This window comes from Photobacterium arenosum, assembly GCF_014841115.1.
GTDB lineage: Bacteria > Pseudomonadota > Gammaproteobacteria > Enterobacterales > Vibrionaceae > Photobacterium > Photobacterium arenosum.
In genome coordinates, this window is record NZ_JACYTP010000002.1 from 208,714 (window position 1) to 231,227 (window position 22,514).

Genomic DNA, 22,514 nt, shown 5'->3' on the forward strand with positions numbered 1-22,514 from the left:
CTGCTATTTCATCACGGTTTCGGTTATTCACGGCACCTGTGTATAGCTTCGGTACACGCCTTAGTACATAGCTTCAGCGTCAGGTTCTGCCGCTTCACTGCACAATAGCGTCAGACGGTTTCGTTTACAGACACAGGCCCTTCCCATCCGGGAGGGGTTTTTCCGTTTAAAACCCACGAAAAAGCAATCAGTTCGGCTATGATCACGAACAGGGCGGGTGGGATGTTATCTCCGGCCTCTAGGTTATTGAGGTACTCAGCCAGTGCCGGATCCTGGTGTATCAATCCTCCCTGGGCTTTGGCCTGCTCGATGATCTCTCTTGCCCAGTCGTCATAACCTTTCGCTGACACATAAGGGGTGTTATAGCCATCGTAGCTCAACGCGATAGCCCGGTTTTGTTCTGTTGTCATACGCTGATCCTGATGCCGCATTGTGGGTGGATGTCCGGCGCTGAATCATCATGGGTTGGCGTCTGATGAAAACTCACGGACTCACAGTTAATCTCCAGCTGTTTCAGGCGACGCATAAGCTGAGGTGTTAACTGTTCTGTCAATGTCAGTATGTCTGACTGCTCGCAACTGAAAGCCAGATTGAGCTGGCTGTCCTGCCAGATGGCAGTGGCTTCTAACGTGTTCGACTCACCGACAGGTAATCCCAGTTTGACTGTCCAGGCCCGGCCGGGCGATTGCCGTTTCGAGGCTTGTTGCGATGCGTTTGAATGCACACTGAGACGGATTTCGCGGCCGTTACTTTGCGGTAAATGCAGTATAAAAGGCGTGTTTTCGTCGCGTCCGGCTGGCGCGCCGGCAATACGCTGCTCGGCGGCCAGGCGGATCAGTGCTTTGAGTTCGGTTTGTGAATCAGCCGGCAGGCTGGCGAGCAACCGGGCAAGCGGACTGTCGGGCTGTGTCAGCTGGGTTACCAGTGCCTTCAGGCTGTCTTTACCGGCCCCTTGCTGTAACCAGGGTGCGATATCGGCCGGCGTTCGCGGCAGCACCAGCTGAGATAGCCATGGTGCGATCGGTGAACTCTGGCCGCTCACTGCAGGAGGTAAATTGGCAAATAATCGTTGCAACACATGAAGTTGTGTTAGCAAGTGTGAAAGTTGGCTGATTTGCTGGCCGGATTGGAATACAGTTGCGCCTGCCTGAGCTTGACTTGTATGGCTGACCGAAGCGGTCTGCTGCGGCGCAGTTGTCTTCGACGCACTGGCCGCTGCTGGCGGATAAGCGGAGGATTGAGATATAGAGGTCACATTTAGATACCTTGCTGCCGGATCTATAACAGCCTGAAACTAACAAAGATCTCAGTCGCTGTGATATTATCCGAGGATTATTTGTGTCATTCAGGATGTCTCATCCCTATGTTATCAGTCAAAGGATTGAGCTGTACCCGTGATGAGCGTGTATTGTTCGATGACCTCCAATTTAATGTTGCTTCTGGCGAGCTGGTTCAGATTGAAGGCCGCAACGGGGCCGGTAAAACGACCTTATTGCGTATCATCGCTGGGCTCGGCTCTCCTGATACCGGCGATGTCTATTGGCACGATAACAAGATAGGCCATGTGCGTGAAGAGTATCATAGCCAGATGCTGTTTTTGGGACATCAAACTGGGGTCAAGCGCGAATTAACCGCCTCAGAAAACCTGGCTTTTTTCCAGGCTATGCATACGCCGGATAACAGCGAGAGACTCAGTGGTCAGGCAAGAGTGCATGGTGATGATGCTATCTGGCAGGCCCTGGCCCATGTGGGGTTGGCCGGACGCGAAGATGTGCCTGCCGGACAATTGTCCGCCGGCCAGCAGCGTCGGGTGGCTTTGGCCCGCTTATGGTTAAGTAACCATCCGCTGTGGATTTTGGACGAGCCGTTGACAGCGATTGATAAACTGGGAGTAAAAGTCCTTGAGCAGCTTTTTGTTTCCCATGCCGAACGCGGCGGGATTGTGCTGCTGACGACTCACCAGGATATGTTTTCTGCGCAGAACAGATTGCGCAAGGTGACACTGGGGCAGGCGTTGTGATGTGGCATTCTATGTATCAGGTTATCCGGCGGGAATTGCTGATTGCGTTTCGTCGTCAGGCCGATGTGTTCAACCCTTTGTGGTTCTTTATTATTGTCATCACCCTGTTTCCATTGGGGATAGGGCCTGAACCGAACCTGCTGGCGCGTATCGCGCCCGGTATTATTTGGGTAGCAGCTTTACTGGCGGCTTTACTGTCACTGGAGCGTCTGTTCCGGGATGATTTTGTTGACGGCTCGCTGGAACAAATGATGCTGATGCCAACCCCGTTATCGGTATTGGCACTGGCAAAAGTCGTGGCTCACTGGTTGCTGACGGGTTTGCCGCTGATAATAATCAGTCCGTTATTGGCAGTTTTACTGTCACTCGACTGGTCAACCTGGACTGCGGTGGTATTAACCTTGCTGCTTGGCACGCCAACACTGAGCTTTTTGGGTGCGATTGGGGTTGCACTGACGGTGGGATTGCGTAAAGGTGGAGTATTATTGAGCTTGCTCATCTTACCGCTGTTTATTCCCGTGCTAATCTTTGCTACGTCGGCGATAGAGGCGGCGTCGCTGGGAATGAGTTATCAGGGGCAACTAGCTTTGATGGGAGCAATGTTAGCCGGATCAGCCACACTGGCTCCTTTTGCGATATCAGCATCATTGCGTATCAGTGTTAACTGACGCGTGAATATAACGAATATTATTATTAATCATAGAGTAAAAAACTATGTGGAAGTGGTTACATCCCTACGCTAAAGCAGAAAACTGCTACCGCCTGTGCGGAACCCTGCTGCCCTGGTTTGCGGCAGTGTCTGTGATCAGCCTGATAACAGGCACTGTCTGGGGCCTGGCTTTTGCGCCAACCGATTACCAGCAGGGTGACAGTTTCCGCATTATTTACCTGCATGTACCGGCTGCTATCTGGTCCATGGGGGCTTATCTTTGGATGGCGGTAGCTGCCTTTATCGGCTTAGTCTGGCAGGTGCGCTTATCTGACATGGCAGCTGCGGCCATGGCACCGATTGGCGCTGTGTTCACCTTTATTGCATTGCTGACCGGTGCGGTATGGGGCAAACCAATGTGGGGCGCCTGGTGGGTGTGGGATGCACGTCTGACATCTGAACTGATTCTGCTTTTCCTCTATCTGGGTGTGATTGCGCTGTATAACGCTTTCGACGATCAGAAAACGGCGGCCAAAGCGGCCGGTATCCTGGCGATAGTGGGCGTGATCAATCTTCCTATCATTCATTATTCCGTTGAGTGGTGGAATACCCTGCATCAGGGCGCCACTATTACCAAATTCGCTAAACCGTCGATCGACAGCCGTATGCTGTGGCCATTACTGCTGAATATTTTGGGTTTTGCCTGTTTTTTTGGTGCGCTGACTCTGATTCGGTTACGCAATGAAATTCTGACCAGGGAAAGCCACCGCCCCTGGGTTCGTCAGTTGATTCAGTGAGGTGAGTATGCATTTCGATTCGTTCAGTGATTTCCTTGCCATGGGCGGGTATGCCGGTTATGTCTGGTCGGCCTATGGGATATCTGCTTTATCTTTGCTGATTCTTTTATGGACCAGTATCCGTAAGAGTCGTCGTCTGGCTGCTGACATTAAAAATAGAATTGCCCGCGAGCAACGCATTAAAGCGGCCGAGAATTTGGAGAATACCTTATGAACCCAAGACGCAAAAAACGCCTGACCGTGATCATTGCCTTGCTGGCCGGTCTCGGTGTGACGGTTGGCCTGACTTTGTATGCCATGAGCCAGAATATGGATCTCTTCTATACCCCAACGGAGCTGGTAGAGGGTAAACCCGATGGCACTAAACCCGAAGTGGGTCAGCGTTTACGCATTGGCGGTATGGTAGTCAAAGGCTCAGTCAGCCGTGACCCCCATTCTTTGCAGGTCAGCTTCAAAGTGGCTGATGTTGGCCCGGCCGTGACTGTGACTTATGACGGTATTTTGCCTGATCTGTTCCGCGAAGGGCAGGGGATAGTCGCTCAGGGTGTGCTGGTTGATGCCCAAACGGTGAAAGCCCATGAGGTGCTGGCTAAGCATGACGAAGAATATATGCCGCCAGAAGTGGCTGAGGCGATGCAGAAAAATCATAAGCCTCTGAAATATACCGAACAACAAATGCAAGGTAGCGTGCAATGATTGCAGAATTAGGGCAGTTCAGCCTTATCCTGGCACTGGGGTTATCGCTTCTGGTGAGTGTTTATCCACTGTATGGTGCCTATAAAGGTAACCCGGTGCTGATGCGTTTGGCCCGGCCTTTGACCTTTGGTGTCTTTGCGATGCTGCTAGTGTCTTTTGCATTGCTGTCGTGGGCCTTTTACATCAATGATTTTACTGTGACCTATGTTGCCAGTAATTCGAACAGCAATCTGCCCTGGTACTATAGGCTGACGGCGGTCTGGGGCGCACATGAAGGGTCATTGCTGCTTTGGGTCTTGATTCAGGCCACGTGGGCTGCCGCGGTGGCCATGTTCAGCCGGGGCATGCCACAGGAATCTGTGGCACGGGTGCTGGCTGTGATGGGGATGATCTCAGTTGGTTTTCTGTTATTTATCATCATCACCTCCAACCCGTTTGAGCGTACGCTGCCTTATTTTCCTGTTGATGGCCGCGATCTGAACCCCTTGCTGCAGGATCCGGGGTTAATCATTCATCCACCTATGCTGTACATGGGCTATGTTGGTTTCTCAGTAGCCTTCGCCTTTGCTATTGCCTCCTTAATGACAGGCCGGTTGGATACAGCCTGGGCGCGCTGGTCGCGGCCCTGGACAATTGCTGCCTGGTCATTTCTGACCGTAGGGATTGCTCTGGGCTCCTGGTGGGCGTATTACGAGCTGGGCTGGGGTGGCTGGTGGTTCTGGGATCCGGTCGAAAATGCCTCTTTTATGCCTTGGCTGGCTGGTACGGCGTTAATGCATTCGCTGGCAGTGACGGAGAAGCGAGGCACCTTTAAAGCCTGGACAGTGTTACTGGCAATATCGGCTTTCTCTCTGAGTTTGCTCGGAACTTTCCTGGTGCGCTCCGGCGTGCTGGTGTCAGTGCATGCCTTTGCTTCCGATCCGGCACGGGGCATGTTCATTCTGGGCTTCCTGGTGGTGGTGATCGGCGGTTCGCTCTTACTGTATGCCTTGCGTGGGGCACAGATCCGCTCCCATGGCAGTTTCAGCTTGTTTTCACGAGAGAACTTCCTGCTGGCTAATAATCTGCTGCTGATTACCGCCTTGCTGGTGGTGTTGATCGGCACCTTGTTACCCCTGGTTCATAAGCAGCTTGGTCTGGGCTCGGTATCCATTGGTGTGCCTTTCTTTAATACCTTGTTTACCTGGCTGATGATTCCGTTTGCTTTCTTTCTGGGTATTGGCCCTCTGGTACGCTGGAAGCGTGAGAATTTCTCGACTATTCGCCGGCCGCTGCTGATTACCGCATTGATCACGCTGCCATTAGCCGTGTTTGCGCTGTGGCTGCGTCCCGATCCGATCCAGCCACTGGCTGTACTGGGTATGGTGATGGCATTCTGGATCATTATCCTGCAGGGGTATGAGGTTTATGAGCGCGCTACTCATCGTCATAGCCTGATGGTAGGCCTGGGTAAGCTTGGCCGCAGTCACTGGGCTATGGTACTGGGCCATATTGGTCTGGCCGTGACCTTGATCGGTATTACGCTGGTTTCCAATTACGATCTGGAGAGAGACGTTCGCCTGGCTCCCGGTCAGACAGTGACAGTCGAAGGCTTCGATTTTAAATTGTCCGGGTTGCGTAATGTCGAAGGGCCGAACTATGACGGCTTTATTGGCGACTTTGTGGTGTCTCGTAACGGTAAGCACATCGCTGAACTGCATGCCGAAAAACGTTTTTATACGGTATCGGGCTCTATGATGACCGAAGCGGCGATCGACAGTGGTGTGACCCGTGATCTCTATGTGGCGCTTGGCGAACAGCTGGATGACAGCGCCTGGGCGGTCCGTATTTACTATAAGCCGTTTGTTAACTGGTTATGGCTGGGAGCGCTTCTGATGGCACTGGGTGGCGCAATGGCCATCAGTGACAAGCGTTACCGTTTTCGTCGCCGCTTTAAAAAAGAAGTGAAAGATGAAGAGGTTGTCAGTGCCCCGCACGCAGAGGTGAATGGATGAACAAAAAACTGCTTTTTATTCCTTTAGTCCTGTTTCTGGGCCTGGTGGCTGTCTTTATGGTGCAGCTGACCCGCAATGCTGACGGAGACGATCCGACGAAGCTGGAGTCCGTCCTGGTCGGTAAGCCCGTCCCGGCCTTTCGCCTCGAAGATTTGGAAGATGCGAACAAACTGTATCAGCAGGATATTTTTCTTGGTGAGCCTCTGCTGTTGAATGTCTGGGCAACCTGGTGCCCAACCTGTTATGCAGAGCACCGTTACCTTAATGAGCTGGCCAGCCAGGGGGTCAAAATTATTGGCCTGAATTACAAAGACGAGCGCGATAAAGCCAACCGCTGGCTGAAAGATCTCGGTAATCCTTATATGCACAGCCTGTTTGATGGTAATGGCATGCTGGGTATGGATTTAGGCGTGTACGGCGCACCAGAAACCTTTCTGATCGATGCCAGTGGCGTGATCCGTTATCGCCATGTCGGCGATGTGAATCCGCAAAACTGGCAAGACACCCTCAAGCCGATTTATGAACGTCTGCAAGAGGAAGCGAAAGGATGAAACACGCAATAGCAGTATTTACGCTGCTGATCGGAAGCTGGTTTGTCGCCAGTGTGCCAGTTCAGGCCGCGATTGATGTCTATGAATTTGCGACGCCTGAACAGGAAGCCGCGTTCCAGGAATTGACAGCCACGCTGCGGTGCCCGAAATGTCAGAATAACAATATCGCAGACTCCAATGCGGAACTGGCCAAAGACATGCGCCAGAAGGCGTATGAGATGTTAAGCGAGGGAAAATCCAAGCAGGAAGTCATAGATTATATGATTGCCCGTTACGGAAACTTCGTGACTTATGATCCGCCACTTATGCCATCTACCCTGATTTTGTGGCTGGGCCCTTTGTGTTTCCTGCTTATTGGCGCCAGTGTGCTGGTCTATCGTTCCCGGAAGGGAGTGGTGGCTTCATCTCAGCCAATGGATGAAAAAGAATCCGCCCGTCTTCATGCATTACTAAATGATATTGAAAAAGAGGCAGAAAACCCGCACGCCGCCAGTGGTTCGGCAGGTGAAAGCAAGGTGAAAAAATGACGTTATTTTGGATTTCCTCCCTGATACTGGTGTTGATTGCGCTGGCTTTTTTCATTGTTCCAGCCTTTGTGGGAAGCAATCAGGATCGGGTTGCCAGCCGGGACGAACTGAACAAAGCTTTCTTTCGTGACCGGTTGGGTGAACTGAAAGAAGAGAGCAGTGAAGGACTGGTGTCGAATCCGGATGAGCTGGAAGTTGAACTGCAGCAGTCGTTGCTGGATGACGTACTGGAGACACAGGCACAGCAGAACAGTCAGTTTAAACCCTGGTTATTAATTCCCGGTATCCTGGTGATTGTCGGGGTGGCGTATGGTCTTTACGGCGTCGTTGGCAATCAGCAAAAAGTGGCTGACTGGCAGCAGACGGTTTCAAAGTTGCCTCAGCTGACTCAGCGTCTGATGGGAGATAATGCTGCTCCGATGACAGATCAGGAGATGGAAGAACTGACCTTAGGACTCCGGACCCGGCTGCATGAGCGACCGGATGATGCCACCGGCTGGCTGTTGCTGGGACGAATAGGCATGGCAAACCGCGATATTGAAACGGCCCAGGGGGCAATGAAGCGCGCTCTGGATCTGGAACCGAATGATCCCAGTCTGCAACTGAGTTATGCTCAGGCCCTGATGATGGGGGGACAGCCAGGTCAGATTCAGCTTGCCCGTAATATGCTGACGCACTTGCTGGAACGTGATCCTGATAATCTGCAGGCGTTATCCTTAATGGCATTTGATGCGTTTGAACAGGCTGATTATCAGGCTGCCATCAAATACTGGGAACAGATGAAATCGCAGCTCAGCGCAGGTGATAATCGCATCAATATGCTTGAGCGCAGTATTGCCCAGGCAAAGGTGGAGATGTCGCAGACTGCCAATCCCAGCCCGGGTGTCAGGGTGACGGTTGAGCTCGGCGCCTCGGTGACGTTGCCGGCGCAAGGCATGGTTGTGGTGTCTGTCCATACCGCAGATGGTGCGCCCATGCCGCTGGCAGCCAGACGCCTGCCGTTATCACGCTTCCCGCTGACGCTCACCTTAACCGACAAAGACAGCATGATCCCTGATAGACTGATGTCAAAACAGTCAGAGCTGATAGTCAGGGCCAGGATCGACAGTGACGGCAACGTGGCGACAAAAGATGGCGATTGGTTTGGTGAGAGCGATATTGTGCCGTTAGGCGGAGAGACGACAATCACCATTAATACTCAGTATTAAAACATACTGGCAGTTAAGAAACAGACTGGATATCATTATCCAGTCTGTTTTGCATTTATTAAGTGGCTAACACATTGAAACCAAATCTGTTCTTATCCCTGTTACTGACATTCATCCTTATGGGATGTGCCAGCTCGCCGCCAGATCCGTCACCGGAAAAACTGGCGGGAAACGAATACGGCCTGGATGATGAGGAGCTTGAAGCTGCCGGTCTGGATGTCGAAGAGCTGGAAGCCCTGAGTGAGCCGGAAAACGCGGTTTATGACCCTTTTGAAGGGTTTAACCGTGCCATGTGGACAGTAAACTACGATTATCTTGACCCCTATTTTGTCCGCCCTGTGTCACTGGCTTATGTCGATTATGTGCCGTCACCGGTGCGTACCGGTTTAAGAAACTTCCTGTCCAACCTGGAAGAACCGGCTAACATGCTGAACAGCTTCCTGATGCAGAACCCGGAAAAGGCGGTGGATCATTTCACCCGCTTTTGGATTAACAGTATTTTTGGTCTGGGCGGGTTGATTGATATTGCGGCCGCTGCCGATATTCCGCCACCGGGAGAGCAGGCATTTCCTGATACGCTGGGTTATTACGGTGTCGGGAACGGCCCTTATTTCATGATACCCGCATACGGCCCTTTGACCTTGCGTGAAGGTGTCGGGGATCGCGTGGATGCTCTGTATTTTCCGCTCAATCTGCTGACTTTTTGGCAAAGCGTTGGCAAGTGGGCGCTGGAAGGCATGGAAGACAGGGCCAAACTGGTGGCTCAAGAACCTATGTTGAACAACTCACCGGATCCGTACGCTTTCACGCGCGATGCTTATATTCAATATAAGAACTTCAGGGCTGCGGGCAGGGAATCTGAACCCGCACAGCCGCAAAATGAAGAATATCTTGATGATTTTCTTGATGAAATAGACAGCGAATAGTCATCCGGTCTGTGTGTAAGATAAACCAGAGCAAAACTGCTCTGGTTTTTTTATACCTCTAACACAGTTTGATTTTTGTTAATTTTTTGTAAATAAAAACATTTCTGACAAAGTTAACACTTTGGCTGATTTCCAGTTTGATGAGTCCCAATAATACCGCTGCTGAGCGACACTTATTTGTAGCACTGAACTAATACCGGTCAAGCGAGTAGAATACTGCAGTAATTATCATTTCATCCCGTTCCATTGCCAGAAGTTTCATTTAGGTTGGCATAAGATCACAAAGCGCAATATCCAAAATAGAAATCTGACTTTCTTTCTTTGCGACAAAAAGAAACTGAACTATTGATTACCTAGCATGGTTTCATATCCGTGCTTTGTTACTTACTTTTTAACTCAAGGAACGAAGTAATGTTTTTCAATAAGTTAAATCCTGTCGCGGCAGGTATCGCCGTGATGACTATGTCGTGGGGAGCGATGGCAGCACCAGGCACTCCGCAAATTGCCTGGATGGAAACGGATTACGCTATCGTAGAGGTTGATCAAGCGGCCTCAGCCTATAAAAGCTTGATTACGGTTAAGCCGGCAGCGGAAGTCCCGGTTGCCTGGCAGCGTTATTCTGGTGAAACGGCTGACCTTTGGAAAGTGAAGCTCAATGGTAATGTGGTGTTTGAGCAAAGCATTGCTCCGGCATCCAGCGGAGCGGGTTCAACAACACTGTCTGTAGCCCAGGGTGGTCAGTATGCCATGACAGTTGAGCTGTGTAGTGGCGTGGGGGCGGCGCAAGCCTGTACCAGCAGTGCGGCAACGAACATTGTTGTTGCCGATACCGATGGCAGCCACTTAGATCCATTACCCATGAACGTGGATGCTAATAATGGCAATTACACAACGCCTGCGAACACTGTGGTTGGTGCTTACTTTGTCGAGTGGGGCGTCTATGGCCGTAAATTCTCGGTGGATAATATTCCGGCGCAAAACCTGACCCACATTTTGTACGGCTTTATTCCTATTTGCGGACCCAATGAATCTTTGGGCGAGATTGAAAATGGCAACAGCCTGGCCGCATTAAACCGTGCCTGTCAGGGAACGCCGGATTATGAAGTGGTGATCCATGACCCTTGGGCGGCGGTTCAGATGCCTCAGCCGCAATCAGGCCATACCCACAGCACGCCTTATAAAGGTACCTATGGTCAGATGATGGCATTGAAACAACGTTATCCTGATCTGAAGATTGTTCCTTCTGTTGGCGGCTGGACATTGTCTGATCCCTTCTATTCTTTCACCGACAAAGCCAAGCGTGACATTTTCGTCGCCAGTGTGAAGAAATTCCTCAAAACATGGAAATTCTTCGACGGTGTTGATATCGACTGGGAATTCCCGGGCGGGAAAGGCGCGAATGCGAATCTGGGCGATCCGGTCAATGACGGCCCTGCGTATGTGGCTCTGATGCGCGAACTGCGTGTCATGCTGGATGAGCTGGAAGCCGAAACTGGCCGCCAGTACGAGCTGACATCTGCAATCGGTGTAGGCTATGACAAGATTGATGTCGTGAACTATGCCGATGCGGTTCAGTATATGGACTACATTTTCGCCATGACGTATGATTTCTTCGGCGGATGGAACAACGTTCCTGGCCATCAGACAGCACTGTTCTGCGGCAGCCACATGTCTGCTGATGTCTGTAACGGCACAGGTGTTGATGAAAACGGCGTGCCTCGTCAAGGTCCGGCTTATACTGCCGCGCACGGTATTGATCGTCTTCTGGCGCAGGGTGTTCCTGCAAACAAACTGGTACTGGGTACTGCCATGTACGCACGTGGCTGGACAGGTGTTACCGAAGCCAGCATGACAGATCCGACGAATCCAATGACAGGTACAGGCAACGGCATGGTGCCTGGTTCGTGGGAACCCGGGGTTATTGACTACAAAGACGTTGTGACTGACTACATCAATAACGCTGCAGTTACTAAGGGTTATGATGCGCAGGCAGAAGCACCCTGGGCGTACAATCCAAGCAACGGTAACCTGATCACTTATGATGACCGTCGTTCAGTGCTGGCTAAAGGTCAGTATGTCCGTAATCTGGGGCTGGCGGGCTTGTTTGCATGGGAAATTGATGCCGATAACGGCGATATTCTGAATGCGATGCAGGATTCACTGGCTGGTGGCGGTGGCAACTACGCCCCGGTAGCGAAAGCGGGTGCTGATCAAGTGGTTAATGGTGCGGCGTCTGTGACTCTGGACGGCTCTGCATCCAGCGATCGTGATGGTCAGATCGTCAGCTATCAGTGGACACAAACCAGTGGTCCGGCACTGACTCTGACCGGGTCAGATACCGCGACAGCTACCGTTGCTGTTCCTGAAGTGACGGCTGATACCCAGTATGCGTTCACGCTGACAGTCACCGACAATGCCGGTGATACCGCTACTGACAGTGTGACAGTCACGGCCAAAGCACCAGGTTCAAATACCGCACCTGTGGTGGCAGTGTCTGGTCCTGCGACAGCCAATGCCGGTGATACTGTAGTGCTGGATGCGTCGCAATCGTCAGATGCCGACGGCGATACACTGACCTTTACCTGGACAGTGCCTGCCGGTGTTAACGCGACAGTGAATGGTGCAACAGTGAGTTTTGTTGCCGACAGCTACACAGTCGATACGCCGCTGAACTTTACCGTCGCGGTATCCGATGGGACCGATTCAGTGACAGAGTCAGTCACAGTGACGGTATTGAAAGACGGCGGCTCAACCGGTTGTACCAATGCCTGGGCAACTGGTGGTGTGTATAACTCCGGTGATATCGTGACGCATTCAGACAAGTCCTGGAAAGCGAAATGGTGGACGACTGGTGAAGAGCCAGGAACAACAGGCGAGTGGGGCGTTTGGGAAGATCTGGGCGCAGCCAACTGCCAGTAAATTCAGATACCCACCTGAAGGCTGGGAACTGATAAAATCCATAAAGAAAAGCCGCTCTAACGAGCGGCTTAGTTTTTTCTGGCAATATCCCGTTCTTAGTTAGAAAGAGCGGCTGTACTGCACACCGTACAGCAGCGCATCAGCACGGGTTGTCGCACTGATTGAGGTCGCCGCGGTTTGTTCGGTTGCGGCGATATCTTTACCCATCAGGTAGGTCAGGCCGAAATCAATCGTTGATTTAGTATCGAGATTATAGGTAAAGCCGCCAGAGAACCATTGGCGATCTGAATCTGGGACAGAAATGGAGGTTTTCTTGTCCTGAGCACTGGTGTCGTACATGTAGCCGGTACGCAAGGTCCAGTCTGAATTCAGTGTATAAGTACCACCAATCGCATAGTGCCAGCCATCCTGCCACTGGTAATCATTCAGTACTACGCCTTTGTCGGTTTTCAGCGTATCAAAGCTGCTCCACTCGATCCACTGAACACTATAGTGAACGGCGAACTGGCTGTTTAGCTGATGGAAACCGGAAAACTCAACCATATCTGGCAGCGGCATCAGCAGTTTCTGACCTTGAAGGTTCCCGCCGGCTGTCTGCGCATACATATCACCTTCGGCTTTCAGCTCGGGACTGTAATGATAAGCCAGACCAAAGCGGTTGAGGTCATTCAGTTCATAGACTGTACCCAGGTTGAAGCCAACAGCGGTGCCGTCAACATCAACATCCAGCAGTGGGCCGGCTACACCGGTTTGTTGCTGAACCAGTCCTTCTAATGTCTGATTGGAACGCTGCAGTTTGCCCTGGCCGTAAATGATGTCTAACCCGCCGCCGACGCTCCACTGATTATTCAGTCGATAAGCTGCATTCAGAGTCAGGTTCAGGCTTTTCACATCCGTCAGGCCGCCAAACTCGTTGGCAGAGTAGCTGCTGCTGAATTCGGTCTTGGTGCCGAAGTTTGAATAAATCCCGGCACCCAGAGCCAGTTTGTCGTTGACAGGGTGCACGTAATACAAGTTAGGCACATAAGAGCTACCACCAATCTGGGCATCATCAAGAGATGATGGTCCGAAGGGGGTGGAATACTGGGCATTTTTCACTTTAATGTCGGTGTCGATAACATTCAGACCCAGTGACATCGCTGGTGCATTAAACAAGGTCATAGCCGCGGCGTTACGCGACATTACTGAAGCATTGTCAGCAATGACGGCATCACCGGCAAAAGCGCGGCCCAGGCCAGTGGCAGACTGTGAGTTAAGCTGGAATCCGGCCGCCAGTGATTGCTGTGAGGCCAGCATGACGGCGGTTGCCATCAGAGTTTTTGTAAACAGACGCTTCTTGTACATAGTTATTTTTATCCTGATCGTTTTTTGCTGACACTTTAACTGTGCCAGTGAGGAAGCGATTGTAGGAGCAGGCAAAAAAACAACAAATCAGACCAGTATATAAATCATTGTTTTATTGGATTGGACAGGGACTGACTGACGAAATGATCAGCACTTTTTTGCGGTGGTCACTGTTGGTGATACCACCGCAACGTTAAATACTGGTCCAACGCATGGCGTCTTTCAGCTGTTCGGCGACAGGCATGACATCTTCGCCTTTGTTACCCACCACTATCAGGCTGGCGTTCTGAGAAGGCATGACAACACCGCGCATATTGCTGTCTTCGAAGCTTTTCATGGTGTTGGAGGATTGGGGCACGACAAAAACAGTAATTTTTCCGTGCTTACCGCCGATGACCATATGTAAGGCTTCACCGCCATCAAAACCACAATGATTGAGATAGTAAACATGAGAAGGCAAACCGCTGAGTTCAGGCCCGAAAGGTTTGAGTTTGGCGTTAACCTGAGTCAATGACACCCCTTCGTCAACCTGGTCGACAAAAGCGGCTTCGTTATAAATATGCGCCAGCGCAACCTGACCCATGTCTTTGGCGGGACTCAGCGAAAACCCGGGCTGAATCTGACCGATTAACAACCCGCACAGGAAAGCCACAGAAGCCGCTATGGCTAAATGACGGCGCACTTTTTTCTCGGCCTTATAGCCTTGCCCGGATTGGCGGAACAGGATTTTATCGGCCAGATCTTCCGGCACATCCACTTTCATCGCTGCAGACAGCTTGCTGTCTAATTGCTGTAACTCATCGTGAAGTTTACGGTTAGCAATTGACGCATTTTTCGTAGCGACCATTTCTGGACTCTGCTCATTAGGATCTGCCAAAATTCGGCGACGAAATTCAAGATCGTCCATTCTGGTGGCCCCTCCGCTCGGTTTGCTTTTCTAAAGCATCTTTTAACTGGTTACGCGCTCTGAACAATCGGGTCATCACTGTGTTTCTGTTCAGTCCAAGGATATTAGCAATTTCATCACCGTTGAATCCAGCCATGACCTGTAAAACTAAAGGTTCCCGGTATTCGGACGGCAGCTGTTTAATCATATGTTGTAGCTGGCCAAGTTCTGACTCGTTTAAACCGCCTGCGTCGGTGCCATGATCATCCGCAATGGGGTGATCGTCGATGTCGACCAAATCGAGCTGTTTGCGCTCAAAACGCCGGGCATTTTCGCGACGCAGGATGGTGATAAGCCAGGCTTTGGCCGCACTGTCATCGTTGAGGCTGTCTAGCGATCGCCATGCGCGCAGGCAGGTTTCCTGCACCAAATCTTCGGCAATATGCTGATCATGGCACAGCCAGTAGGCGTACCTGTAAAGGTCTTTGTGCCAGGCCCTGACCAGGGCTTCATAGCGTGTCTGTTTATTCATATCCACAGAGACCGAGGCATCTGTGTTTTTCTTGCGAAAAAATTGCTTAATCATGATGTAGCCCGTCCGTATCCTTTGAGCCGTAGTCAATAATACGGGAGATAACAGGAATTGGATTCATAAAATAGACTGTTGTGTTATTGATTTCCCTCAATATCTGTCAGCCCGCTTTCGTTATAGTAGCAGTGTTATCGGGTCTGACCCCTGATAACGTCCTTTACGGACTGAGTATACCCTTCAACTACTTGCGCGCGGAAAGTGTCAGTATTTCAATTGATAACTCAATAAGGAATGCTGAACGTTATTGTTCGCTATTGCTATCAAATTTGCACAAACGACTGACACGTTGAGTTTGTTAACCATACCATAGCGGTGTGGTTTTTTTTTGCGCTATGTTTTAACTCCTTACACTTTTCATTGTTTTTGGTTGCTCCAACTTCTTAAACATTAATTTGAATTAAATAACAATGCCGTTACAATCGGTGTGGTCTGACCTCTACCATATTGATAAGGAGCCGCGATGACACGTCGCCAGAATCTCACGACCCAACAGGGTGAACGCATCGCTGTCGTAACAGGATTACGTACCCCTTTTGCCCGCCAGGCTACAGCCTTTAACGGTGTCCCGGCACTGGATCTAGGCAAGATGGTGGTCAATGAAATGCTGCAAAAGATTGATTTTGATCCCGCTTTGATTGAGCAGGTCGTGTTCGGTCAGGTCGTGCAGATGCCTGAAGCACCGAATATTGCCCGTGAAATCGTGCTGGGAACGGGGATGAATATTCACACCGATGCTTACAGTGTGACCCGAGCGTGTGCAACGAGTTTTCAGGCTGCGGCGAATGTTGCTGAGAGTATCATCTCGGGCACCATTGATATCGGGATCGCAGGCGGTGCGGATTCCTCATCGGTATTACCTATTGGTGTGTCTAAAAAACTGGCTGCCACTTTACTGGCGCTCAGCAAAGCGAAAACCATGAGCAAAAAAATGGGCCTGCTCAGTAAGCTCAGCCTGAAAGATTTAATGCCAGTTCCGCCTGCTGTGGCCGAATACTCAACAGGCTTGAGTATGGGCCAGACAGCAGAGCAAATGGCAAAAACGCACGGAATCAGCCGTGAAGAGCAGGATGCACTGGCCCACCGTTCTCACAGCCTGGCAGCCCAGGCGTGGCGGGATGGGTTGATTCAGGGTGAAGTGATTACCGCTTTCCCGGAACCTTATCGTCAGTGGATCGATAAAGACAACAATATTCGCGAAGATTCCTCGGTAGAAGGCTACGCTAAATTGCGTCCGGCTTTTGACCGTAAATTTGGCACAGTGACGGCCGCTAACAGTACGCCGCTGACCGACGGTGGTGCGGCTGTGCTGCTGATGCGTGAAGGACGGGCAAAAGAGCTGGGCCTGAAACCGCTGGGCTATATTCGTTCTTATGCCTTTTCTGCGATAGGCGTAGAGCAGGATATGCTGATGGGGCCATCTTATGCGACACCGCTGGCCCTGGACCGTGCCGGTCTGACACTCTCAGATCTGACCCTGATTGAGATGCATGAGGCATTCGCCGCTCAAACTCTGGCGAATGTGAAAATGTTTGCTTCGAAGAAGTTTGCACAGGAAAAACTCGGTCGCAGTGAGGCGATTGGTGAGATCGACATGGATAAATTCAATGTCCTGGGTGGTTCGCTGGCATATGGTCACCCCTTTGCCGCCACCGGCGCGCGAATGATTACACAAACGCTGCGCGAGCTGCAGCGTCGCGGTGGCGGTCTGGCACTCAATACCGCCTGTGCCGCCGGCGGTTTGGGTGCTGCCATGATCCTGGAGACTGAATAATGACGGATGTAACCATGACTGAACAGACAAATACAGAACATACTGTTGAGCCGCAATCAGCTTTCAGCCTGAGCTACGGCGAGAATGGCCTTGCCTGGCTGAAAATTGATGTCCCCGGGGAAAAAATGAATACCCTCCAGGCCGCCTTCGCCACTCAGGTCGGAAGCGTGCTGGACGAGCTGGAAGCGAAAAAAGCAGAGATCAAAGGCTTGGTGGTGTATTCCGGTAAGCCGGATAATTTTGTCGCCGGGGCCGATATCCGTATGCTGGCGGCATGCACCACGGCCAAAGAAGCCGAGCAGTTGGCAACGCAGGGGCAGCAGATGTTCCAGCGACTTGAAGCGCTGCCGTTTCATGTTGTCGCTGCCATTCATGGCCCGTGCCTGGGCGGTGGTCTTGAACTGGCGCTGGCGTGCCATAGCCGGGTATGTACCGATTCGGATGCCACTAAGCTGGGTCTGCCGGAAGTCCAGCTTGGTCTGCTGCCGGGCTCAGGCGGCACACAGCGTCTGCCTCGCCTGATTGGCGTGGCAAATTCGCTTGATATGATACTGACCGGTAAACAGTTGCGTGCCAAGAAAGCGAAGAAGTTAGGCGTGGTCGATGAATGCGTGCCGGAAAGTATTTTGCTCAAGGTGGCAGAAACACTGGCGCTGAAAGGCAAACCGGTACGCAAGCACAGTTTCCAAGACTGGGCGATGGGCGGCAACCCTGTGGGCCGCGGTCTGGTGTTTGACCAGGCCCGTAAGAAGACACGCGAAAAAACCCGTGGCAATTACCCGGCAGCGGAAGCTATTTTAGATGTCATCAAATATGGCTTGCAGCACGGCATAGTCAAAGGACAAAAAGAAGAGGCCCGCTGGTTCGGAGAGCTGGTGATGTCTTCAGAGTCTGCCTCGCTGCGCAGCATCTTTTTTGCAACGACCGCCATGAAAAAAGAAACCGGTGCTGGCGATGGTATTAAACCGGCCGAGGTGAAGCGTGTCGCTGTGCTGGGTGGCGGGCTGATGGGCGGTGGCATCAGTCATGTGACCGCATCAAAAGCCGGCTTGCCGGTCAAAGTAAAAGACATCGCCAACGACGGCATTTTGAATGCCATGGCGTATAACTTTAAGCTGCTTGATAAAAAGCGTAAGCGCAAAATTATCAGTAAAGCCGAGTTACAAAAACAGATGCTGATGATCAACGGCGGTGTCGATTATCAGGGCTTTGATAAAGCCGATGTGGTGATTGAGGCGGTCTTTGAGGATCTCAGCCTCAAGCATCAGATGGTGCAAGAGGTGGAAGCCCATGCCAGACCTGACACTATTTTTGCCACTAATACGTCCTCGCTGCCTATCAACCAGATTGCTTCTGCCGCAGAGCGTCCTGAGCTGGTGGTCGGTTTGCATTATTTCAGCCCGGTAGAAAAAATGCCGCTGGTGGAAGTGATCCCCCATGCCGGTACATCGGAGCGAACGGTCGCGACCGTGGTGAAATTAGCCAAGAAGCAGGGGAAAACCCCGATTGTAGTCGCCGATAAAGCCGGTTTTTATGTCAACCGTATTCTTGCCCCGTACATGAATGAAGCCGCGCTGGCTCTGCTGGGCGGAGAGCCCATCGAACATATTGATAACGCGCTGTTGGACTTTGGTTTCCCGGTTGGGCCTATCACCCTGCTGGATGAAGTGGGTGTGGATGTCGGGGCCAAAATCAGCCCGATTCTGGAAACAGAGCTGGGCGATCGCTTCAAGAGCCCGGATGTCTTTGACATCTTGCTGAAAGATGGCCGCAAAGGCCGTAAAACAGGCAAAGGTTTTTACCTCTACAACGGCAAGAAAAAAGGTGTCGATAAGAGCGTTTATAAACTGCTGAAGCTGAACCCGGCGCGGAAAGCCTCCGGCCATGACATCGCGATCCGCTGCGCACTGATGATGCTGAACGAAGCGGCCCGCTGTCTGGATGAAGGTGTGGTGCACAGTGCCCGTGACGGCGACATTGGTGCGATCTTCGGTATTGGCTTCCCGCCATTCTTGGGCGGTCCGTTCCGCTATATGGATCAGCTCGGTGCCAAGCGTGTCGTTGAATTGCTCAATGAGCATGTCAATAAGTACGGTGATCGCTTCCTCCCCTGCGAACGTCTGCTGCAGATGGCGCAGGATGAACAGCGTTTCTACGACTGATTTCCTGTTCAGAACCTGATAAATCAAAGGCCTGCATAGCAGGCCTTTGTCGTTAGAGGGAGATGGAGACAGAGATGAAGTCAGGAGCGATGCGAAACGCTTAACTGATTTTGTGGTGCTTTAACCCTTGCTGCACATTGATGCCCAGACGAAAGCGCCGGTACAGGCTTTTCGGGCGGACTAAGTGCAGCAGCAGGATAACCGAGCCAGCCACCATCAGTGGGTTAAAGCCAATCCACAGCATGAAAGTCAGTGAACACAGGGCGATAGCGGTCAGCAGACACAACATGCTGTCAAGCTGGCGCGGATGAATAGCCTTCATACAGGAACGGCAGAATAGCCGGCTGTGTAAACTCTGGTTTTTCGCCGTAATAGACTGACGGCAGATCGAACAGGCGTGTGACATAACAGGTTCCTGAACATTGTTCTGAGAAATTATGCTTATTCGACCTCACGGCTTCTTGCATCACTATCAGATACAGACGGCCAGCCTGAGGCTGTATTTTTGGATTTGTTAATGTAGATAATCGACTGACAGGAAAAGGAAAATTAAGAGGGATGTCAAAAGTGGAATCATGATTCCACTTTTATCGTTTGGGATATGCAAACAGCCTCCCCCTGAGATCGGGACTCAGGGGGAAGCGGTTACTGGGCGTTACGCTGAAAATCGCTCACTGAGGGAATAGGATCACCCGCTTCCAGCGGAGTAAGGTTCCGGTGCGCGCCGCCCTGATAATACATCACCAGCCGATTCGCCGTTCTGGGTTTAATGTCTTCTACCAGAAAGCGGACTAACTCAGCACGGGACAGCGATGCCATTTCGTGGGCAATTTTGTGTCTTTGGTCAAAATGGTCATCTTTGTGGCCAATGCTGACCCAATAGCGCTGGGCACGTGCGCGCAAATTGGTATCCGGCTCGGACAACTGAGCGATCAGCCCTTGTTTACTGGCCTGCCACTGGCTCTCATTGAGCTCAAGCAAGACCAGCGCAAAGGCATTGGTGAACTCATCAATCGCTTCGAGCAGCTGCAACGGACCGGCCACCGGCGATTGTATATACAGCAGCAAGCCCGGATAGCGGTTAAGCGGCAGATTCGCCGTGCCTACCATGTACCCCAGTTGCTGTTCGGTACGCAGTTCGTGGAAGAAGGTGGTCGACATCAGATGATTGGCCAGAGTGTAGGTAGCAATGGCTTTGGGCGACTGTTCCCGTGACTGGTAGTAAATCAGGATGGCGGAATCAGCATGGCCGCAGTCCACTTCATAGCGCAGCGTGCCACATTCTCCCAGATGGACCAATGGCCGCTGTGCTTCACCATATAGCTGATCTGTCACCCTAAACGCGTCTTTCAGCACTTCTGCCAATGCCAGTGCATCATCTTTACGCCAGTCACCATATACGAAAGCATCAATGTGCAGTTCGGCAAACATGGCTTCGACAAAACCGGGTAACTCGGTGACTTCAACGGTTTCCAGCTCTTTGATCAAAGCCGGGTAGGGTGGGTTATTCGGTTGCAGCAAGCCGGTCAGTTGGTTAAACAGCTGAGAGATGGGTTTGTCTTCCGCGGCATTGCGCCAGTTACGCAGCATCTGTGCTTTGATGCTGTTAAATCGGTCGATATTGAAAGTGCGGCCGGAGAATTTTTCCAGCAGCAGCTTGAGCAGCAAAGGCTGCTTCTCGCTGAAACCGGATAACTGGAGTGTTACCCCGCCCTGATGGGCGTACAGGTTATACGCCATACCCGCCACTTCTGCCGGGTAGGCCACTTCGTTGCAGGACTCCATCAGCATTTCGACACACAGGCGCGTCTTGACGATATTACGCACAGAGCTTACCGCGTGCGGGCTGTCGATGGCGACATAGACCAGGCCTTTGGGCACTCTGAACTCATGTTCTTGCATAAACCACAGCCGGAAGCCCGGCAGATCCTGAATTAACTGAGGAATCGCTTCCTGTTCATCCGTCAGCGGGTGTGGATCCATACGCTGGCACAGGTAGGGGTTTTGCTCGGGCAGCAAGAGCGCCGGGTTGTTGCCCGGCTCAGCCCAGGCAGTTAACTGTGCTTCGGTAAACGGCGTGACCGAATAAGGGGTGTGATACCAGTCGGCCACTCTGTCGTGCTTTTGGCCTTTTGCCACCAGCGTCAGGCGAAGATTGTCCGGGCGAAGATAGCCAAGTACGTCTTTCAGCAGCGCTTCATCGTACTGGCTCATCATATAATCGCCGTAGACGATATCGTCCGGGGCGTAGTGCAGCAGGTTCATCACCAGATAGCTGACGGTATCAAGCGGCCTGCTTTTCTCCTGATAGCGGAACGCCTGCTCCAGCACTGCTTGCTTTTCCAGGTAGCGCCATTCTGCCAGCCCTTGCTCTGTGATGAGCCGGATATACTGGAAAATAGTGGTGACGATATGATCGACACGGTTCAGGCCATCGGGTGTCAGGTTCAGGCCGATGGTAAATTCCCGGAAATTACTGCCACTGATCCCGCCGCCCGCTGCCAGAGTATTGATCAGCCCTTCACTTTTGAGGACAGACATCAGGCTGCCTGTGCCTTCATTGCCCAGTAAATGCGCCAGATAGGACAATGGCTTGCTACGATAATGGGCATCCATGGGGGGCAGAGTAAAAGACAGCGTGAGTTTCCGTACTTCCTTAATTGGCTCAATCGCAATAAAACAGGCGTTTTCTCTGTCTGTTATCAGGGGAACCTCAATGGCGGGTTTGTCCTGGCCTGAGTTGGGAATAGCGCCAAAGAACTGTTCGGCGTAGGTCGCCAGTTCGTCCAGAGATTGCGGCCCCAGTAGTACCAGCCCCATCTGATTGGCGGAATAATGTTGCTGGTAGAACGCAATCAGTTCATCGCGAACCGGGTTATCCGGCCTGTCTTCCAGGGTGGTGATATCGCCCACTGAAAATTTAGCAAACGGGTGCTCAGGGTTAATGGTTTCTTTGTGCACCTGATAAAGACGGCGTACATCGTCTTTGAGCTTGAGTTTGTACTCGGAATCGACAGCCTGACGTTCTTTGTCAACCGCGTCGACATTGAACAGCGGGGCAATAAAAAATTGCCCGAAACGTTCCAGACCGGCAGCAAAGGCCGGCGGGGCGATTTCAAAAAAGTAGGTGGTGTTTTCCGTGCCGGTCCAGGCATTGTTGCTGCCGCCGTACTGGTTAACAAAAGACTGGAATTCGCCCGGATTGGGAAACTTTTCCGTACCCAGAAATAACATGTGTTCAAGAAAGTGCGCCATTCCCTGACGATCCAGCGGATCATCAAAGTGGCCGATGCCGACAGACAGCGCTGCTGCAGCCCGGGGTGCCGTTTGATCATGAACCAGCAAGACCCTGAGTTGATTGTCCAGTGTCAGATAGCGGTACTCTTTGGGATCGTTCGGACTTTTGAACACAGGAAGCGCCTATATTTACAGGGAATTAGGGTAATTATGACGCCCATTAATGGCACTGGCA

The 22,514-nt window shown here is 51.7% G+C and carries 20 protein-coding genes; 13 read left to right on the forward strand and 7 right to left on the reverse strand.

Annotated features, from left to right (window positions below):
* Positions 1-110 precede the first annotated feature (110 nt).
* On the reverse strand, positions 111-410 hold the full coding sequence (locus tag IFO68_RS04175) for an EscU/YscU/HrcU family type III secretion system export apparatus switch protein (RefSeq protein ID WP_192014718.1): 300 nt from the start codon (positions 408-410) through the stop codon (positions 111-113).
* Positions 407-1,255, reverse strand: coding sequence for a hypothetical protein (locus IFO68_RS04180; RefSeq protein ID WP_192014719.1), 849 nt, complete (start codon positions 1,253-1,255; stop codon positions 407-409). Before IFO68_RS04180 ends, IFO68_RS04175 begins: the two co-directional genes overlap by 4 nt.
* A gap of 108 nt (positions 1,256-1,363) precedes the next feature.
* On the opposite strand from IFO68_RS04180, the gene ccmA reads away from it, so the two are divergent.
* The 11 genes from ccmA (at position 1,364) to IFO68_RS04235 (ending at position 12,287) form a co-directional block, all read left to right on the forward strand.
* Positions 1,364-2,020 (forward strand): cytochrome c biogenesis heme-transporting ATPase CcmA, encoded by a 657-nt coding sequence (gene ccmA, locus IFO68_RS04185; protein ID WP_192014720.1) that lies wholly within the window; start codon positions 1,364-1,366, stop codon positions 2,018-2,020.
* Positions 2,020-2,688, forward strand: a complete 669-nt coding sequence (gene ccmB, locus IFO68_RS04190) for a heme exporter protein CcmB (RefSeq protein ID WP_192014721.1) — start codon at positions 2,020-2,022, stop codon at positions 2,686-2,688. Before ccmA ends, ccmB begins: the two co-directional genes overlap by 1 nt.
* A 46-nt stretch (positions 2,689-2,734) precedes the next feature.
* On the forward strand, positions 2,735-3,466 hold the full coding sequence (locus tag IFO68_RS04195) for a heme ABC transporter permease (RefSeq protein WP_192014722.1): 732 nt from the start codon (positions 2,735-2,737) through the stop codon (positions 3,464-3,466).
* 7 nt (positions 3,467-3,473) lie between these two features.
* Positions 3,474-3,680, forward strand: a complete 207-nt coding sequence (gene ccmD / locus IFO68_RS04200; RefSeq protein WP_192014723.1) for a heme exporter protein CcmD — start codon at positions 3,474-3,476, stop codon at positions 3,678-3,680.
* Positions 3,677-4,162, forward strand: coding sequence for a cytochrome c maturation protein CcmE (gene ccmE, locus IFO68_RS04205; protein ID WP_192014724.1), 486 nt, complete (start codon positions 3,677-3,679; stop codon positions 4,160-4,162). The genes ccmD and ccmE overlap by 4 nt, the downstream gene beginning before the upstream one ends.
* Positions 4,159-6,156, forward strand: a complete 1,998-nt coding sequence (locus tag IFO68_RS04210) for a heme lyase CcmF/NrfE family subunit (protein WP_192014725.1) — start codon at positions 4,159-4,161, stop codon at positions 6,154-6,156. The genes ccmE and IFO68_RS04210 overlap by 4 nt, the downstream gene beginning before the upstream one ends.
* Complete coding sequence (locus tag IFO68_RS04215) at positions 6,153-6,707, forward strand: DsbE family thiol:disulfide interchange protein (protein WP_192014726.1); 555 nt, start codon at positions 6,153-6,155, stop codon at positions 6,705-6,707. Before IFO68_RS04210 ends, IFO68_RS04215 begins: the two co-directional genes overlap by 4 nt.
* Positions 6,704-7,234 (forward strand): cytochrome c-type biogenesis protein, encoded by a 531-nt coding sequence (locus IFO68_RS04220; RefSeq protein WP_192014727.1) that lies wholly within the window; start codon positions 6,704-6,706, stop codon positions 7,232-7,234. Before IFO68_RS04215 ends, IFO68_RS04220 begins: the two co-directional genes overlap by 4 nt.
* Positions 7,231-8,442, forward strand: coding sequence for a c-type cytochrome biogenesis protein CcmI (gene ccmI, locus IFO68_RS04225; RefSeq protein ID WP_192014728.1), 1,212 nt, complete (start codon positions 7,231-7,233; stop codon positions 8,440-8,442). The genes IFO68_RS04220 and ccmI overlap by 4 nt, the downstream gene beginning before the upstream one ends.
* A 74-nt stretch (positions 8,443-8,516) precedes the next feature.
* Positions 8,517-9,368 (forward strand): MlaA family lipoprotein, encoded by an 852-nt coding sequence (locus tag IFO68_RS04230; protein WP_225445038.1) that lies wholly within the window; start codon positions 8,517-8,519, stop codon positions 9,366-9,368.
* A 411-nt stretch (positions 9,369-9,779) separates the two neighbouring features.
* Positions 9,780-12,287, forward strand: coding sequence for a glycosyl hydrolase family 18 protein (locus IFO68_RS04235; protein ID WP_192014729.1), 2,508 nt, complete (start codon positions 9,780-9,782; stop codon positions 12,285-12,287).
* Between the two features lie 99 nt (positions 12,288-12,386).
* On the opposite strand, the gene IFO68_RS04240 is transcribed toward IFO68_RS04235, so the two are convergent.
* The 3 genes from IFO68_RS04240 to IFO68_RS04250 all read right to left on the reverse strand — a co-directional run bounded on the left by IFO68_RS04240 (position 12,387) and on the right by IFO68_RS04250 (position 15,103).
* Positions 12,387-13,631 (reverse strand): outer membrane protein transport protein, encoded by a 1,245-nt coding sequence (locus tag IFO68_RS04240; RefSeq protein WP_192014730.1) that lies wholly within the window; start codon positions 13,629-13,631, stop codon positions 12,387-12,389.
* 193 nt (positions 13,632-13,824) lie between these two features.
* Positions 13,825-14,538: a DUF3379 domain-containing protein gene (locus tag IFO68_RS04245; RefSeq protein WP_192014731.1), complete on the reverse strand. Its 714-nt coding sequence runs from the start codon at positions 14,536-14,538 to the stop codon at positions 13,825-13,827.
* Positions 14,525-15,103, reverse strand: coding sequence for a sigma-70 family RNA polymerase sigma factor (locus IFO68_RS04250; protein ID WP_192014732.1), 579 nt, complete (start codon positions 15,101-15,103; stop codon positions 14,525-14,527). Before IFO68_RS04250 ends, IFO68_RS04245 begins: the two co-directional genes overlap by 14 nt.
* 466 nt (positions 15,104-15,569) lie before the next feature.
* On the opposite strand from IFO68_RS04250, the gene fadI reads away from it, so the two are divergent.
* A complete protein-coding gene (gene fadI / locus IFO68_RS04255) occupies positions 15,570-16,880 on the forward strand; it encodes an acetyl-CoA C-acyltransferase FadI (RefSeq protein WP_192014733.1) in 1,311 nt (436 codons plus the stop codon).
* A 14-nt stretch (positions 16,881-16,894) separates the two neighbouring features.
* On the forward strand, positions 16,895-19,042 hold the full coding sequence (fadJ, locus tag IFO68_RS04260; RefSeq protein ID WP_192014734.1) for a fatty acid oxidation complex subunit alpha FadJ: 2,148 nt from the start codon (positions 16,895-16,897) through the stop codon (positions 19,040-19,042).
* 100 nt (positions 19,043-19,142) lie between these two features.
* Here fadJ and IFO68_RS04265 read toward each other — a convergent pair whose 3' ends face one another.
* Positions 19,143-19,448, reverse strand: a complete 306-nt coding sequence (locus IFO68_RS04265) for a hypothetical protein (RefSeq protein WP_027253977.1) — start codon at positions 19,446-19,448, stop codon at positions 19,143-19,145.
* A 239-nt stretch (positions 19,449-19,687) separates the two neighbouring features.
* Entirely contained in the window at positions 19,688-22,453 is a 2,766-nt protein-coding gene (locus IFO68_RS04270; RefSeq protein WP_192014735.1) for an insulinase family protein, read from the reverse strand.
* Positions 22,454-22,514 lie beyond the last annotated feature (61 nt).